The sequence below is a fragment of the Peribacillus sp. Bi96 genome (assembly GCF_918698115.1).
Classification (GTDB): Bacteria; Bacillota; Bacilli; order Bacillales; family DSM-1321; genus Peribacillus.
In genome coordinates this window covers 1-15,717 of sequence record NZ_CAKKLV010000004.1, presented here as the reverse complement: position 1 = coordinate 15,717, position 15,717 = coordinate 1, and the positions used below count along the sequence as shown (strand labels likewise).

General features: G+C 39.6%; 17 protein-coding genes. 6 read left to right on the top strand and 11 right to left on the bottom strand.

The genetic code is table 11. The features are described 5' to 3' along the window. Positions 1–38 precede the first annotated feature (38 nt). The 3 genes from comGB to LQ203_RS06640 all read right to left on the bottom strand — a co-directional run bounded on the left by comGB (position 39) and on the right by LQ203_RS06640 (position 2,616). The gene (comGB, locus tag LQ203_RS06650; RefSeq protein WP_230156749.1) at positions 39–1,073 is read right to left on the bottom strand and encodes a competence type IV pilus assembly protein ComGB; all 1,035 of its coding nucleotides are present in this window, start codon (positions 1,071–1,073) and stop codon (positions 39–41) included. Further along, on the bottom strand, positions 1,057–2,130 hold the full coding sequence (gene comGA, locus LQ203_RS06645; protein ID WP_230157085.1) for a competence type IV pilus ATPase ComGA: 1,074 nt from the start codon (positions 2,128–2,130) through the stop codon (positions 1,057–1,059). Before comGA ends, comGB begins: the two co-directional genes overlap by 17 nt. A gap of 105 nt (positions 2,131–2,235) precedes the next feature. After that, on the bottom strand, positions 2,236–2,616 hold the full coding sequence (locus LQ203_RS06640; RefSeq protein ID WP_230156748.1) for a Spx/MgsR family RNA polymerase-binding regulatory protein: 381 nt from the start codon (positions 2,614–2,616) through the stop codon (positions 2,236–2,238). Positions 2,617–2,829: 213 nt separating this feature from the next. Here LQ203_RS06640 and LQ203_RS06635 point away from each other — a divergent pair, with 213 nt between their 5' ends. Together LQ203_RS06635 and LQ203_RS06630 are read left to right on the top strand one after the other, a co-directional pair. After that, the gene (locus LQ203_RS06635) at positions 2,830–3,531 is read left to right on the top strand and encodes a helix-turn-helix domain-containing protein (protein WP_230156746.1); all 702 of its coding nucleotides are present in this window, start codon (positions 2,830–2,832) and stop codon (positions 3,529–3,531) included. An 84-nt stretch (positions 3,532–3,615) separates the two neighbouring features. Further along, complete coding sequence (locus LQ203_RS06630; RefSeq protein WP_076365317.1) at positions 3,616–3,858, top strand: DUF2626 domain-containing protein; 243 nt, start codon at positions 3,616–3,618, stop codon at positions 3,856–3,858. A gap of 54 nt (positions 3,859–3,912) precedes the next feature. On the opposite strand, the gene LQ203_RS06625 is transcribed toward LQ203_RS06630, so the two are convergent. Both LQ203_RS06625 and LQ203_RS06620 read right to left on the bottom strand, forming a co-directional pair. Further along, entirely contained in the window at positions 3,913–5,010 is a 1,098-nt protein-coding gene (locus LQ203_RS06625) for an SAM-dependent methyltransferase (protein ID WP_230156745.1), read from the bottom strand. Positions 5,011–5,265: 255 nt separating this feature from the next. Continuing rightward, positions 5,266–5,892 (bottom strand): MBL fold metallo-hydrolase, encoded by a 627-nt coding sequence (locus LQ203_RS06620; protein ID WP_230156744.1) that lies wholly within the window; start codon positions 5,890–5,892, stop codon positions 5,266–5,268. A 232-nt stretch (positions 5,893–6,124) separates the two neighbouring features. On the opposite strand from LQ203_RS06620, the gene LQ203_RS06615 reads away from it, so the two are divergent. Further along, positions 6,125–6,298, top strand: a complete 174-nt coding sequence (locus tag LQ203_RS06615; protein WP_034308396.1) for a DUF2759 domain-containing protein — start codon at positions 6,125–6,127, stop codon at positions 6,296–6,298. 41 nt (positions 6,299–6,339) lie between these two features. Here LQ203_RS06615 and LQ203_RS06610 read toward each other — a convergent pair whose 3' ends face one another. Together LQ203_RS06610 and LQ203_RS06605 are read right to left on the bottom strand one after the other, a co-directional pair. Next, the gene (locus LQ203_RS06610) at positions 6,340–7,512 is read right to left on the bottom strand and encodes a hypothetical protein (protein WP_230156743.1); all 1,173 of its coding nucleotides are present in this window, start codon (positions 7,510–7,512) and stop codon (positions 6,340–6,342) included. A gap of 172 nt (positions 7,513–7,684) precedes the next feature. Further along, positions 7,685–8,851: a M14 family metallocarboxypeptidase gene (locus LQ203_RS06605; protein WP_230156742.1), complete on the bottom strand. Its 1,167-nt coding sequence runs from the start codon at positions 8,849–8,851 to the stop codon at positions 7,685–7,687. Between the two features lie 68 nt (positions 8,852–8,919). Between LQ203_RS06605 and LQ203_RS06600 the strand changes: the two genes are divergently transcribed. Continuing rightward, the gene (locus LQ203_RS06600; RefSeq protein WP_230156741.1) at positions 8,920–9,312 is read left to right on the top strand and encodes a hypothetical protein; all 393 of its coding nucleotides are present in this window, start codon (positions 8,920–8,922) and stop codon (positions 9,310–9,312) included. Positions 9,313–9,357: 45 nt separating this feature from the next. Here the strand turns inward: LQ203_RS06600 and LQ203_RS06595 are convergent, their stop codons facing one another. The 3 genes from LQ203_RS06595 to LQ203_RS06585 form a co-directional block, all read right to left on the bottom strand. Next, on the bottom strand, positions 9,358–11,310 hold the full coding sequence (locus tag LQ203_RS06595) for an LTA synthase family protein (RefSeq protein ID WP_230156740.1): 1,953 nt from the start codon (positions 11,308–11,310) through the stop codon (positions 9,358–9,360). 129 nt (positions 11,311–11,439) lie between these two features. After that, on the bottom strand, positions 11,440–12,411 hold the full coding sequence (locus LQ203_RS06590; RefSeq protein ID WP_230156739.1) for an ROK family glucokinase: 972 nt from the start codon (positions 12,409–12,411) through the stop codon (positions 11,440–11,442). Next, positions 12,408–12,635: a YqgQ family protein gene (locus LQ203_RS06585; RefSeq protein ID WP_230156738.1), complete on the bottom strand. Its 228-nt coding sequence runs from the start codon at positions 12,633–12,635 to the stop codon at positions 12,408–12,410. Before LQ203_RS06585 ends, LQ203_RS06590 begins: the two co-directional genes overlap by 4 nt. Positions 12,636–12,872: 237 nt before the next feature. Between LQ203_RS06585 and LQ203_RS06580 the strand changes: the two genes are divergently transcribed. After that, on the top strand, positions 12,873–13,730 hold the full coding sequence (locus tag LQ203_RS06580) for a hypothetical protein (protein ID WP_230156737.1): 858 nt from the start codon (positions 12,873–12,875) through the stop codon (positions 13,728–13,730). On the opposite strand, the gene LQ203_RS06575 is transcribed toward LQ203_RS06580, so the two are convergent. Further along, positions 13,725–15,263 (bottom strand): rhomboid family intramembrane serine protease, encoded by a 1,539-nt coding sequence (locus LQ203_RS06575; protein ID WP_230156736.1) that lies wholly within the window; start codon positions 15,261–15,263, stop codon positions 13,725–13,727. The genes LQ203_RS06580 and LQ203_RS06575 overlap by 6 nt on opposite strands. 203 nt (positions 15,264–15,466) lie before the next feature. Between LQ203_RS06575 and LQ203_RS06570 the strand changes: the two genes are divergently transcribed. Continuing rightward, on the top strand, positions 15,467–15,717 hold a 251-nt coding region (locus LQ203_RS06570; protein WP_230155323.1), incomplete at its 3' end, for a transposase.

The window sequence follows — 15,717 nt, the reverse complement described above, 5'->3', positions numbered from 1 at the left end:
GTTTCATGAGCAGATTCACCTCCAGAATTCATTAATAACTATATACCTTCTAGCAGAGAGAACATCGGCAGCAAAACAGCTAAATAAATGGAAACGATCAAAAGACCTATCAAAGAAAACATAAGAGGCTGGATGGTTTTCAAAATTGCATTCATTCTCTCTTCAATTCTCTCCAGCAAAAAACGACTGTAATGAAGCAGCTCCGCATCAAGTCTGCCATATTTTTGGCCATTTGCAGCTACAACTGGTAAATTCGCATCAAAATAAGGGAGCTCCCGAAAGATCATTTCGAGCGATCTTCCCTCGGTAAGATCATCCTTAATGATCGAGCATAGTTTTTGATAAAAAGGCTGCTGCTGGTTTTTAGAGAACAATTTAATGCTCTCGTTAATGGATAGCCCTCCGGAAAGTAAACCACTTAATTGGCTTGCAAAAAAATACGTTTCATATAACTTGATGAAGGTCCCTGATATCGGAATGCTCATTAAAATCCTTCTCTGTCTTAATGGGCATAATCCGTTAAACCAAAATCGTTTGAGTACATACATGAATAGGAGCAATCCGAGCAAAATGAAGGGGATAACAGGGAGAATGAACGAAGAAGCTGACAATATTTTGAGGAAGATATTCTGATCAACATCCATCGTGAAAAAAATGGTCTGAAATTCAGGAAGGAGGACACTCTGCAGAATATAAAACACGATACTTATAAAAAACATCAAAAACAAGGGATACACCATTAACTTTTTTACTTTTTCCATATCTTCCGTTCTTTTCTTCCAATATCGCCCTCCTTCTTTCAACGCCCGATCCAGGTCGCCATATTGCTCTCCATAAAAAATATAACTTACAAGTTGTGGATGAAAATAAAGATGGGTCAATACTTGATGCAACGGATATCCGTTCCTTAAATCCTGTATAGCCTTAGTGAAATCCGCCGCTTTCTTCTTTGATTCCTGAAACTCGAGAAAATGTAAAGCATCTGCCAAGGGATAGCCATGACTCAATAATTCCCCTAACTTCGAAATAAAGACTGCTTGTTCTTTTATCTTCCATTTACTCTTTAGCTTCATGGTATACCAACCGTTCAAATTCATGTGAATCCACATAGCCCAATACAACCGCTTTTCCTATTTCATCCTTTAATTGACGGTAGTCTATTGAAGTCTTTCTTTTTCCCCCCAACATCTGGAGAACCTCAGCCAAGCTTTTTCCATATAGCAATTCATACACACTAGCCCTTTTATTCCTTACAGTCATCTGGCAAGCTCGCGCACAGTCACCTTTACAGGGAACACATCTCAACTCAACCAGCCGTTGTGCTGTCACGCCAATCAAACTCTGTTCTATCTCTAGCATGCTGACACCGAATTCAAGTAACCTGGAGATGGCTCCTCGTGCATCCCTAGTATGCATGGTCGTAAGGATCAAATGACCGGTCAATGCGGCACGCACTGCAATTTTCGCCGTTTCGGAATCCCTGATTTCCCCAACCATAATCACATCGGGATCATGCCTTAGCACTGCTTTTAATCCGACAGAATACGTAATGCCCGCCTTTTCATTGATTTGGACTTGCAGAACCTTTTCGGATACATTTTCAATGGGATCTTCAAGTGTAATGATATTTCGATTGATCAACTCATGCGCATGATGAAGGAGGGAATATAGTGTCGTGGTTTTCCCACTACCAGTAGGACCAGTAAATATGAGCATGCCATGGGAGTGCTTCAGAAGTGCAATCAATTTTTGAATGGTGTTTGGAAATAAGGATAACTGTTCTAGAGGAAGGATATTCTGTTGGGGTATTAAGCGGATGACCAAACTTTCGAGATGGGCAGTGGGTAATGTGGAGAGACGGAGACCAACCACTTGGTTAGCTAAATTGATGGTGATTGCGCCACTCTGCGGTCTCCTTTTCTCCCCTATATCCATAGCGGCAAGGAACTTCAAATGGGCTATGAGCCTTTCAGCTTCGAAGAGCGTTAATGTTTCCTGAGGAACGAGCTTATTGTCTACCCTGAATTGGATGAGAGGCCCCTCCTTACGAAAAAAAATGTGGATATCCGATGCCGATACCTGAATGGCCCGGGTAAGTATTTTTTCTGCTGTCTTTTCAATCGATATCAAATCATTCATCACCTCCTATGATTCTTGTTAGTAGAAATTCGACAACTCACGACAAATTCCTGCTTCAAATTAAAAAAATCCCCGAAAAAAATTTCGAGAATCAACTTACATACTCATTTTCAAAGCCAACTTTTGTGAGACCAAATTTCTTAATGCATCTTCATTGTGACCAATCACTAATTTTTCCCCATCAATAAGGATGGGCCTTCTTAATAACTTCGGTTCTCTTGTCAATAATTGGATGACATCAGAAAGCAACATTTCGTCAATATTAACATGTAAGCCTTTGTATGCTTCACTTCTTGTTGCTAAAACTTCATCAAGGCCTTCCGTTGTCAATGCAAGAATTCTTTTTAACTCTACTTCAGTTGGAGTTTCTCTGAATAAATGTCGCTCATCGAAGGAAATATGATTGGCTTTTAACCATTTTTTTGTTTTTCGGCAAGATGTACAACTTGGGTACGAAAAGAAAGTTAAATGTTCCATACAAACACTCCCCTGTTCACATTTTGTATATATATACTCTATGTAATGATTGTATAACATTTGTATAATAGTTGTATATCTTTTTGCACTATAAAACTGTTTAAAATGTGAACTTTTTTTAAACTAAAGGGAGTTTGCCCTTTCTGTTATTCCATTTTTTTCTGCCTGTATTATAATGGGTATAATTAACTATGTTACAGCAGGAGGGTATAAATGGAACAAACTTTAAGAATAACAAACGTGTTAGCAGATCCAACCCGATTTTATATTTATCAATTTATTATGAACAACCATGGAGATGTATCTGTACAGCAAATCGCCGAATCTTTTAAAATCCATCCAAATGTTGCCCGTTTACATTTATCAAAACTTGAGGATGTTGATATGCTCACTTCGGATGCTCGCAAAACGGGGAAAGGCGGACGGCCCAGCAGGCTTTATCGATTGTCTAATAAAGTCATTCAGCTTCATTTTCCATATAGGGACTATCAGCTGCTATCAAGGATTGCAATCCAGACGATGATGACATTAGGAGAGCAAGGGAAACAGGCTCTTTATGAAACGGGAAAATTATTCGGAGAGGAATTGATCAAAGAGCAACTATCATTGAACTCAACACCGATTGATGGACTTGCTTTTTCGGAAAAAGTCGACATGCTTAAAAATGCGGCTACCATTGCAGGCTTCTCACCTGAAATACAAGCAAGCGAAGTAGAAAATAAAATTTCCTTTCGTATCTTCAATTGTCCGTTTAAGGAAGTTACTGCAGTAGAGCCAAATACAATGTGTTCCATGCACAATTCATTTTTAAAAGGGATGTTCGAAGCCTTGTTTGACAATGTACATATTGTGGAAATAGAAAATATGATGTCCAATTGCGCAACATGTTCTTATCAGGTTTCTGTTCTCACATAGAAACAAAAGGCATCCTTTACATTACCTTACAATTTCATTTATAATTATTTGGAATGTACACGACAGTCATAAGGAGGGATTCGGATGGAACGAATGTTCAGAGTATGTGGATTTTGGACAGGAATTATGGCAATTTTCTTTTATCTCGGCCATATGCATCAAACTTCTTTACTTTTCTTTGCACAAACTATCTTTTTTGTACTTTTAAGTTATTTGAAATTATCTGAGCGCATGTATATTTATGTTTTTGGCGCCTATCTTACCGTTTTCTTTGCAGGATTTTCCTACTGGAGCGTATTTATGATGACTCCGGGTACTGCGCATTAAGAACAAGCAATTTACATAACCCATGAATTTTGATTCATGGGTTTTTACTTGTCCTTATAAAGGAAAGAACTTTACTTCTTGAGATAAATTCTTCGATTGAAGCAACACTCTAAAATGTGCACTAAATCCCCCTGGTACGATTAACCCCCGAACTGCACGATTGCGTTTTGCCGTTTTGGAGAATGGATCGGTCTCTTGGTGTTCCTTCAATTCCTCAAGTATCCCAGTTTTAAGCAGGAATTCATTTTGCGGATAAAGCCCCTCATCGGAAAGACCCTTTCTTTTTCCACTTTCGATTAATGTGTCAAAATGGATATGTGTCGTCAAATCCATTTCACCAGGATGCATAAGGGCATCTTTAATCATTTCATGCTGATAATAGCCCCTCAAGCTCCCTTGAAGATGAGCTGGCTCCTTCCATTCCTTTTCGGTATAACCATAATCAATTGTAAGGAAAATACCCGATATGATACTTGAAGCGATTTTCTCATATTCATCAACCATTTTTAGCGGAACTTCGTATCGTTGTTTTTCTTTTATTATGATGGCCCTCTCTGTTAGATAAGATAGAATGTCAGGGTTTACCAAAGGTTCCCTCACTTCTACCAGATGGCCTTCTTTCACAGCTACGAACACCTCTACAAGGGCTCCATTATTCTTTTCAATCACATGTACAGGTAAAGCATCGAATAGTTCATTTGAAAAGACGATTCCATTTATTTTCTTCCATTTTTCTAAACTGGTAGCAAAAACTGCCTGTTTGAACATCCCTAGTCGCTTCTGTTGAATCTTTCTGTGATACGGACTGCTATCCACAAGAATATACGTTAAAGAGTCCCATATCAGCGGTTCCGTTTCTTTAATGAAACCGAGGATGTCATAAGCCAACTTGCCGTCACCTGCACCGATTTCAACGATTCTCGGTGAAACTCCGCACACTTTTATCAAATAAATGAACCATCTGGCAAGTGTCCTCCCAAATGCATCCCCAACATTTCCAGACGTATAAAAATCCCCTCTTGAGCCGATTTTCTCTTTTTCCCTTACATAGTAACCAATATTTGGCGCATATAAAACAGCATCCATATAGTCATGATAGGAAATTCTCTTTTGGGAGCTGCTTTCAATCAATTCAATCAAGTGATTTTTCAACACAATGCCTCCGCCTCCGCCATCATATTTAGAAATTAATCCTTGTCCTAATTTTGTGTACTAGCTACATGGTCAAAAATAAGTTTTTTTATTGACAATCTACAGAAAATAACACGAACTATATTTCAAAGTTCACAAAACATTCAATTTATTACGAAGCATAATCAGTATAGTTGCGAAAATGTCTTTTTTCAATATTTTTACATGTAAAGAACTTAAAATAAAGCAGGTGCCAAATGGCACCTGCAAAGGTTCTTATCTCAAAAAGGGATTTGTATTCTTTTCATCTAAAATTGTCGTGACTGGCCCATGACCAGGAAAAACAATAGTATCATCAGAAAGTGTCAGCAGTTTCGTATCAATGCTTTTTAACAGCACGGACTCGCTCCCGCCTATTAAATCCGTTCTGCCAACGCTTCCCTGGAACAAGACATCCCCTGAAAAGAGGAGACGTTCTTCCTTTGCATAATACGAAACGCTGCCTGGTGAGTGTCCAGGGGTTTCAAATACCTCGAAAGTGAACTCACCAATAATAAGTTCCTGCTCATTTGCCAGGATATGATCAGCCGGCTTCATGCGCATTGGGTTTTCAGGAAACCAGTTTTGGGAACCATTTAAAGCGGGATCAAGTAGCCACTTGGCCTCTTTTTCATGGATATAGGCAGGTATCTCATAATAATCCCGAATGGCATCCAGAGCACCAATATGATCAAAATGTGCATGTGTCAATAAAATAGCCAACGGCCTCAATTTTTTTGTTTGTATGTACTGAATGATTTTTTGAGGCTCTTCACCCGGATCGAAAATGATGCAATCCTTTTCATTTGAAACGACATAACAATTCGTTTGCAGCGGGCCTAGAGGAATTTGTGTCCATTTCATTTCATCAACTCCAATATAATTTTCTATCTCCATCTTACACCAATTCAAGCTGCTAATGTTAATCCAGTTTACTTAAGCCATACAAGTGTCACCTTTTAAACCTCGACAAATATTTGAAAAAATATTAAAATATTAACAAATGCAATCTTTTCTACATATTTTTGGTAGTTGCCTTATTCTCTGGGTATATTATTAGAGATGAGGTATTCATTACGAAAAAGGGGGTTTTGCTATGATATTAATGGTTGTTTTCGGACTTGTGGCTATCTTAGGAGTAGCCGCTGTATTTACTTCATTAAAAAAGAGAAACTTCTTAGGATTCATTTTTGCAGCCGGCAGTGCAGTCGTGTTTGGCTGGTTTACTGTTATGACTGTCATCAACAGCGGTTTTCCTGTTGCACATTAAAGAAAAAAGCTCGCCAACCGGCGAGCTTTTGTTTTAGTTCATTATGTTTGTTTAAATAATCTTTGTATTTGATGGGTTTTCATATCAATGATTTTCTCAAATTGATATCCATATAAGCAGAGGTTGCCATCAAGCGAACAGCTTAATGGTTCATTTTCCATGTCCTTCATCAATTCTTCTTGTGTGCCTTTTTCCCAATTTAATTTAGTTAAGGTAAACCTTCCTTCATATTGGTCCGCATCTTTTGATTCATTAGGAATAAACGTTATGAATTCCTTGTTTTTTTCATTGAAATCGTAAGATGGAATCACCCAATCTGTAAAGTTTTTCAATAGTGGCACGGAAAAAGAGTGGATCGGTTGGTTTGCTTGATCATAAAATGCGTATGTACCCCGATCTTGTTTTTCTGTCTCCACTTGAATCGTCATCAGCGCTTGTTTCATTTTCTTGAAGTGAATGACATCGAGCATAAGGCTATCCGCTCCATCATCATTCAGCGCTTTTCTTTCTAAGGGAGCCGTCAAAGCAGGTTCTTCCCTATCCCAATCAAGAAACATCAATTCCTTTTCACTTGCCCATTGAGCAAAGGGCTGTGGAAAGTCCAGTGTTTCCATTGTTTGATCATCTGGATTCAACACATAACTGCTATACGTCCAATCTTCATAAAAACTCGATAAAAACAACACGCCATCTTGATATGTATTCCACACATAAGATAATTCATAGGCAGGAATCGCTACAGTATAAAGTGGATTTCCCGTGTGATCGAGTATTGTGATTGATGCTTTACCAGAAGAAGTGAAGGACGATACCAATATATGCGTACCAGACGGACTGATTGACACTTCAGAAAACGCAAAAGCCGGCTGATAAAAAATGGAGGTTTCATTCGTTTCCAAATTCCATGCCATCAGCTGGGATATTTCACTACCATCCCGCTTTACAGAATATAAAATGGTTTTAGAATCAAGCCATCCATAAATGGCTTCGATTTTTTCCGTTTCTGCAGTCGGGACCTTTAATTTACTTACTGAAGTTTCCAGGGTAGATTGGGAGTGTTCTTTTTCCGTATCATTTACGGGTTTACTAAGGTCCTTGGAAGGCTCACAAGCCGAGATAAGAAGGATAGTGGAGATAAATAATGGGACGAAACACAACATCTTACAAATGGAAAGCCGCATACAAAGTGCCGCTTTGGATACTTTAATCTCCACACACCTCCCACTTCAAAACTAAAACGCCTGGCATATGTGAGCGAGACATTAGAAAGAGTGTAAGGATTAACCAATCGAACCCTTACGACTTTCATTATAAAGTAAAAAAGAGCAAAAGTGGCGAATAATTATCTTATATTTTTATGGAAGTATATGCCTTATGAAAATGACGTCACATATACAAGCCTGCCATCAAAATCTTAATGGAATCTTCATAAATTCCAGGTAAATGGGATAATGGAAGTGGATTAATTCCCTTTCCCAGCTCGATTGTGAATCCACCCCGCTTGAATTCCTGAATGAACCAATCTTTATACCCGGCATGGCTATCAACGTATTGAACGGCCCGATATCCGCTTCGCTCCTCAAACTCCCGCGCAATACTTGCTGCCTGTTCGGGTTCATGTCCTTCATATCCCCAATAGAATTCCTTTCCCTGTGTATGAAGTGCCAGCACTCTTTCAAAGTTCCGTTTTTCAGCCAACTCCTTCAGGGCCAATGCTTCTGGCTCTGATAAAGCGGTCTCTCCCGGAAAATCCCTCGGGGCTGGAGCTTTTGGAATCTTTCTTCGCTTTTCGATCTCCCAATTGGCCGGATATTGGTTATTCAGATCTACTCCACGGATATTGGCTTTCCAAGCATAAAAGGCGGGATTGCCGTTATTTATTTTTAGGACATCGACTTTCCCCTCTGCTGCCTGCTCCCCCTTTAGGACTAGCTCGACTCCATCCGGATTAACCATCGGAACCATCGAAATGGTCACATCGTGATAGTAGGGCATACAATCCAACCCGCATAGTGTACAATCATTCGTTAATGCCAGCAGCAAATCATTCAGCCATTTCATCAAGACCGCCGAAGTGATCCATTCATTTGCATGGAATGAACCATTATAATGTATAACCTTATCACCTTGACCGATTCTTACTTCTAAGAGCTCTTTTCCTAATACACTCTTCCCTATCGATTCGATTTTAATGAAGGGGTAATGAAAAGATAGAATTTCAAGGTCATCAAGTAGTGATTGATAATCATAGGGCTTTTCGGTGACAAGGAAAGGGTACATGACCCGAACGGGTACGGAAAAGGGTTTTTCTTCAACTTGGTTCATTAATATTATCGCATCGAGAGGCAAGTGATACTGTAAAGCGATATCGGCTAATGTGCTATCTACCCGAGGCTCTTTCTGAACAACGAACCCCGGTATTTGCACTTCCATGCCGGTCGGCAAAACTCCGCCAGTAATGGTCGGATTCGCATCCTCGATCAAAATTTTAGGAATTTCGAACAATTCACTGTAATATGCCAAATTATCCCCGTTTCTGCTCACGACTTTCATTAAAGCCTCCGCCCCTTTCATTGTTTGATTTTATGAAACGATCAACAGAAAGATGTTCAGGAAGTTTCGTGTTTCATAATTGGATGGCGCTTCACCTGAATGGAAATAAATCTGCTAAAAAAACAAAAAAAATCTGGATTGCGTCAGGTTTCCAGTTTGTAGACAAAAGGTTCCGGAATGGTCTCAGTCCGAAACCCTTTTTGATTTTAGGCCATTTCTGGCACTCACCAAGTCCAGTTGGCATCTTCTTTATAATCATGGAGTATAAAACCTTAACAAAACTTTGGGCAAATGGGATCCATTTTAGTTTTATGACAAAGTGGATTGGAGCGGGTGTACGAGACTCCTGCAGGAATGCGCGTCCAAGGGGAGACCCCGCAGGGCGCCGAGGGGGCTTCCGGACCGCCCGCGGAAAGCGAGTGCCTGGAGGGGAAATCAACGGTCAAATTTTAAAAACCTAAAAAAACTGTAGACAAACTCCATTATTATCAAAGTTTGTCTACAGTCTAAAAACTGAATTGCGCCAAGTTTCTTTCTTTTTTCATCTTTTTTTTCTCATAAAAACGGAGCAAATCCCCGTATATGATTTTGTCTGAGTATTCAAGCTCCTGCTTCGCCTTTTCCAAATAATTCTCACATGGATCCCTTTCCGTCATCGCTCCTGTCTTTTTATCGTAGCAGGTATCCATCGTATAGAGATAATCCTTCGTGATGAAACTGCTATCGCGAAGAACGGTGAATTCAATAGTCTCTTCCGAAAACAGATCTTTGCCGAATTCAATAAAATCGTCCGTTTTTATGCCTAGTAAATGCATAAGTGTTGGCCTTACATCAATTTGACCAGAAACGGTGGAAATCGTTTTTCCTTTCTGACCTGGGACATGTATGATCAATGGGACACGCTGAAGCTGGACGGATTCGAAAGGCGTGATTTCCTTACCCAAGAATTGGCTCATGGCAGAATTGTGATTTTCCGAAATGCCATAATGGTCCCCATACATTACAATAATCGATTTCTCATATAGGCCAACACGTTTCAAATCTGCGATAAATCGTTCCAGGGCTTCATCCGTATAACGTACTGTCGGAAAATACTGATTTAAAGTTTTGGAATTCGAATCGTATGGTTCCAATGTCCGGTCTTCTTCATTCAATGTGAATGGGAAATGATTGGTTAACGTAATGAATTTGGCATAAAAAGGCTGCGGCATCCCTTCGAGGTGAGCGATTGATTGCTGGAAGAACGATTTATCATTCAACCCCCAATTGACGGAATTCTTTTCAGAGACTTCGTAGTCATCACTATTAAAAAACCGCTGGTACCCAAGAGAATCATACATCATGTCACGATTCCAAAAGCTTTTATTATTGGCATGCAGAGAGGCTGTATAGTAGCCATTTTCCGTTAAGATTTCAGGGGTGGCTTTGTATTCATTTTGGGCATGTGTGAAAAATACTGCACCTCTTCCTAATGGATAGAGCGAATTCTCAATGATGAATTCTGAATCAGATGTCTTCCCTTGGCCTGTTTGGTGATAAAAGTTATTGAAATAATAGCTGTCTTTAATGAATTCATTCAGAAAAGGGGTGATTTCTTCTCCGTTCACAGTTTTATTGATGACAAAGCTTTGAGTGGATTCCAATGAAACAAAAATCACATTCTTGCCCTTTGCTAGACCATATAAATCATCATTGACCTTTTTTTGATTGGAACGGACATAATTTTCAATTTCCGACAATTCACTGCCATCCGCTAGGGCACGCTGAGCCGATGATTTCGTCTGTAGTATTGCATCATAGAGGTGGTAATTGTACGTACCAATATTCTTAACGAGGATTTCGCGGTCAAAAGTTCGGGTCAGTAGTTCCGGACGCTCCGCTTCCGCTAAGGCTAAATTAAAAAATGTCACTCCTAAAGCCATTGAGATAAAGAATTTACGGTTCTGCAAATTGTACGAACGTACATGGAATGTTTTTGGTTTGTATATCGTCAGAAACATCAAGAACAGAAGATCGGCAAAATACAAAAGGTCACTCGGATTGATCAAATCTTGTACACTGCTTCCAAGATCGCTCATATTGCTCGTCTGGAAAAGAACGGGAATGGTTAAAAAGTCATTAAAAAAGCGGTAAAAAACAAGATTGGCAAAGAGCACGAGGGTGATGAAGAAACTCATGGTCAATAAGTACACTTTTCGTCTATTTTCTTTTAAAAATATATTCATGCCAAGAGTAAGTAACAAGAAACTGACTGGATTGATCAATAGGATGAATTCCTGGATCCAATTTTCAATATCTATCTCAAAACTTGTTTTATAAGCAATGTATGTTTTAAGCCAAAGCGATAAAAATACGACCCAAAACAATGAATATCCCTGATTTTTGAAGACCCCTTTCAAACCTGGTCCCTCCTCATCGAAAAAGCTCTGGAGCCATGATCCAGAGCGTGCTTCCATCATGGGTCATAAGTTCTCCCCTGAATTCAAAAACAAAGCACAAATGGCTATCTGTCCCTTCAAGCGGGGTATTTTTTGAAGATTTCGTCATTTAATCTTGCAGCCCTGTTTGCCCCAGACTGCAAGATTGGATCAAGTATTCAAATGACTTTTAATCAGCCAGGCCCCACCTATTACCCCTGCATCATTGCCTAATGTTGCAAGGCTGATTTTCGTCGATTTACTAACCCGTTTGAAAGCATACTTTTCAAAAGCCGAACGGACAGTATCAAGCAATATGTCCCCAGCTTGTGAAACGCCCCCTCCAATGACGATTTTATCTGGATTCATGACATTCCCAACATGTGATAGTGCTAGCCCTAAGTAATCGCCTACCTTAGCAACCACAGCTTTTGACAGGGGATCCCCTGCCTCAGCGCATTGGAATAGCAATTTGGAAGAAACCACAATCCCTTCGTCGACTTTCTGCTGAAGCATGGACGTTTCAGTGGATGTATTCAAGGCCTCTAAAGCCAAACGAACGACTCCCGTTGCGGAAGCAACCGTTTCCAAACAACCTGTCTTGCCGCAATTGCACGGTGCCCCACCGTCCGTTACAACGGTTATATGCCCTATTTCCCCAGCGGCTCCACTTGTTCCATGAACGATTTGCCCATTATGGATGATCCCGCCGCCTACACCCGTTCCAAGTGTTACACAAACGAGGTCTTTGGCACCATAACCCGCACCTTTCCACATCTCTCCCAAAGCGGCCATATTGGCATCATTATCGATTACCGTAGGAAGGGAAGTCTCCACTTCCAATAAATCTTTTAAAGGATAGTCTTTCCACCCTAGATTGACGGCTTCATAAATGGAACCATTAACAAAATTCACAGGACCTGGGGCCCCCATTCCTATCCCTACTATCTTACTCTTCGGTTCATTAAGTTCCACAAGCTTCGCATCAATCGCTTTGGCAATATTAATCGTAATGAATTTGCCCTTTTCGGAGATGTCCGTGCTGATTTCCCATTTATGAAGAATCTCTCCGTATGAATTGATCAAAGCTAGTTTGGTAGTTGTACCGCCTAAATCGACACCCATCAGCCACTTTTCCATCATCTCTCACCTTTTTTATCGATTTTTTTCTGTTTCTCCCTTTCAAGAGACAATTGCTGCCTAATTAAAAGGATCGCCGTTTGATAATCTTTCGTATCCATCATCTGCATACTGTGGATTTCCCTGATTTCAGCTTCCATCAGTTCAAGCTCGGCTAAGCGATCACCAATATAGATAAATGTACCGAATCTTTTCAAGTATTGTTGAAGATCATAATATGTTTTCATAATAAGCCTCTTTACTCTTTTCTAAAGGAAAGTATAACGAATCAGCCGCTTTGTACCAAGCGACCATTTCCTCTCTTGATATTTTTCCCCACCACCCTCATACATGTCCAACTCTATTCATATGATGAAATAACAGGATAGTGAACGCCAAATTTGGACTCTTTCGATTTGATTTCAAAATTTGAAATAGCCTAATATTTTTAAACCAGTCATCATGCTTTAAAACGGAGGGAAAAAATGAAATTACAATTGAAGTATACCGTTTTTTTAGTCTTACTTACCATATTTTTCATCATTTATTTTTCAAATAATAAACGGGTTGAGGAAACCATCATTTATTTTCCCATCGATTCCTCGCTCCATTTTGACCAAGCTTCCACTCATCTAATACCAAAGGGAACCGGGGATTCCACCTATACTATCACTTGGAAGGTAAATTCTGCATTAGACCAGCCTGCCTACCTACGTCAAGATGTATCCCTTTTATACAAAAATGGAAAATTGACAGGAGCTTTAAAAAATTGGCGGCAAAATAAACAAGAGCTTTCTCAAAAAGCGAAATCTAAAGAAAGTGAAAGTGGACGTTACGAAGCGGTAACATTTCATTATGCAGAGGTTCATCCAAGTGACACCATTTTCACCAGTGCCCAGCAGCTTAGTAAAGATAAACTTTATATAGTAACGACACCATCTTTCCAATATTTCCATCGTCCTCTTTCCGAAGAACATAATCAATGGAAAAAAACGCTGGACAGCTTAACCGATCAAACGGTTCAAAACGGTTTGGAGAAAGCCGCTCAAGCATTTCACATTAATCTCGAGCAGTACAAAATCATCTCATTAACCGACCTGCCATCAAAAAAAAACCAATGGCTTTCTGCCTTCCCCCAATTCAAGCGTGAAGAAGTCGTTGGAAAGCTATGGGAAGGACTTTATAAAAATTATGTGTTAGGAATAAAAAAGGAGGATGGTTCCACTATGAGTTCACAAGGTAGCACCATCCCCCGATTGCTATTGGCGAAGAATCAAAGTGAAATACTTGTCATGTTTACACTGAAAGACGGTACCCCCATCATGCTACGTCAAAAGCTATAGTCGAGTTTCAATTTCTTTGAGAAGTTTAGTATATGACTTATTCTCCGGGGCAAGCTCAATGGCCTTTTTTGCTTGCTCCTTCGCTTGATCGAATGATCCCAGATTCATGTAGACTAAGGCAAGGTTGTAATGGGCCCCATGTAAATCCGGATTCCTTTCGATTGCTTCTTCATAATAATCCTTAGCTTTGGAGATGTCTTTTTTTTCATAAGATAAATTTCCTAAAATAAAAAGTGATAGGGGTGCGTCAGGATTTTCATCCACATATTTGGATAACATCTCTTCCGCTTTATCTTCTTCTTCATGATCAATATACTTTTGGGCTAGCATGGCCATCGTATTATCATCTATAGCAGCACTGCTCTGATGGTTGAAGCCGAATTGTAGCAGGCATAGGGTCAGAACCGCCGTTCCAATTAAAAAAGCCAACTGACGCAAGAGGTTTTTTGATTTTGGAAGATGGACCACCCCAGCGGCCAAGAACCCTCCTATCAAACCTCCGATATGTCCTGCATTGTCGATGCCCGAAACACTGAAACCATATATTAAGTTAATGATAATTAACACGATGACCGAAGAGCCCATCGAACGCATAAATAATTTCGGATATACAATTCCGAAGTACAGCAGTGCCCCAAAACAGCCAAAAATGGCTCCGCTCGCTCCTGCCGAAAGATTCGGGGTCAAGATGAAGCTGCCTAGAGTTCCGGCGAAACCAGCAAATATATAAATGAAAAGGAACCTGGCATTACCGTAAATCCTTTCTACTTCAGCACCGATCAAATACAATGAAAATGTATTCATCAGTAAATGAACGAACCCGATATGGACGATCATTGGGGTAAAGAACCTCCACCATTCCCCTTCAATGATATAAGGAGAAAATTTAGCCCCAAACTCAATCAAAGTCTTGGAATTGGTGCTGCCTCCATTAAACTCCATCAAGACAAACACAGCTATTTGTATCGCCATGAATATATATGTAAAGATTGGCTTATTGGCATTTTGAAAAACCTTCTGCTCAGCCTTAGCCTTTTTGACTGACTCCGAGATTGCGTCCTTCTTTAATGCGAGAATACTTTCTTCATCTATTTCATCTTCTTGAAGAACCTGAATTGAAAGTGGTTTTTTCAAAACATGCTCAAGCTTTTGCAACGAATCATGAATGGTTTCACAGGTTAGAATAAACGTGTTAACCTTTGTTTTTTTAAAAGAAGCCACCTGCAAACTAAAGTCATAATCATCGACCGGGGCAAATTTACTTACATAGATACTTAATATGTTTATCGGCTTTTTATATAATTTCCTTCTGATCCTTTCCCCATTCTGCAATGTTCGGTCAATATCACGTTTAAGCCAATTAGCCCAATCCAAATCATGCCGAATGAGTCTGATGACAGGAAATTCCTTATTCTTATCGCTTTCAAGCCAAATCTCCTGATGGTTTTCCGTGACAGTGATCATTCGATAATCATAATGGGCTGACAATTCCCTTACTGTCTCCCAAAACAAATAATCCTCTTTAAATCCCAATGCCTTCCCCACTTTCCAATGAATCTTAAGCTTCTAAAAGAATCCTGTTGCTTTAACTAAAACTATAGACGAAATCAAGTAAAAAGTAAAAAAGGAGACTGCTTTAATCTCACTTTTCATCGCTTTATAAATAAAAAAGGAACCCATGAATGAACTGCACCCCAATTGTTAGACAACATCTAACAATTGGAGGTGCAGTTTTTTTGACTAAATATACGATAGACGAAAAATTACATGCAGTTTTAGAGTACTTAGAAGGGAAAAAATCCTATAAATCCATTGCACAAGAAAGAAATGTAGGTTTATCCCCTCTGAAAAGATGGGTCGCTCGCTATCTAAAACATGGGATGGAAGGACTTGCTTCATCCTATACAAATTACACTCTGCCCTTTAAACTAGAGGTACTTAAATATATGAACGAATATGGGGCATCAATCAACGAGACCGCTGTACA

Bases quoted from the DNA above. Each gene is read 5' to 3' on its own strand.
- comGB (WP_230156749.1), bottom strand. From the start codon at position 1,073: ATGAAGCTAAAGAGTAAATGGAAGATAAAAGAACAAGCAGTCTTTATT.
- LQ203_RS06640 (WP_230156748.1), bottom strand. From the start codon at position 2,616: ATGGAACATTTAACTTTCTTTTCGTACCCAAGTTGTACATCTTGCCGA.
- LQ203_RS06635 (WP_230156746.1), top strand. From the start codon at position 2,830: ATGGAACAAACTTTAAGAATAACAAACGTGTTAGCAGATCCAACCCGA.
- LQ203_RS06630 (WP_076365317.1), top strand. From the start codon at position 3,616: ATGGAACGAATGTTCAGAGTATGTGGATTTTGGACAGGAATTATGGCA.
- LQ203_RS06620 (WP_230156744.1), bottom strand. From the start codon at position 5,892: ATGAAATGGACACAAATTCCTCTAGGCCCGCTGCAAACGAATTGTTAT.
- LQ203_RS06615 (WP_034308396.1), top strand. From the start codon at position 6,125: ATGATATTAATGGTTGTTTTCGGACTTGTGGCTATCTTAGGAGTAGCC.
- LQ203_RS06605 (WP_230156742.1), bottom strand. From the start codon at position 8,851: ATGAAAGTCGTGAGCAGAAACGGGGATAATTTGGCATATTACAGTGAA.
- LQ203_RS06595 (WP_230156740.1), bottom strand. From the start codon at position 11,310: ATGATGGAAGCACGCTCTGGATCATGGCTCCAGAGCTTTTTCGATGAG.
- LQ203_RS06590 (WP_230156739.1), bottom strand. From the start codon at position 12,411: ATGATGGAAAAGTGGCTGATGGGTGTCGATTTAGGCGGTACAACTACC.
- LQ203_RS06585 (WP_230156738.1), bottom strand. From the start codon at position 12,635: ATGAAAACATATTATGATCTTCAACAATACTTGAAAAGATTCGGTACA.
- LQ203_RS06580 (WP_230156737.1), top strand. From the start codon at position 12,873: ATGAAATTACAATTGAAGTATACCGTTTTTTTAGTCTTACTTACCATA.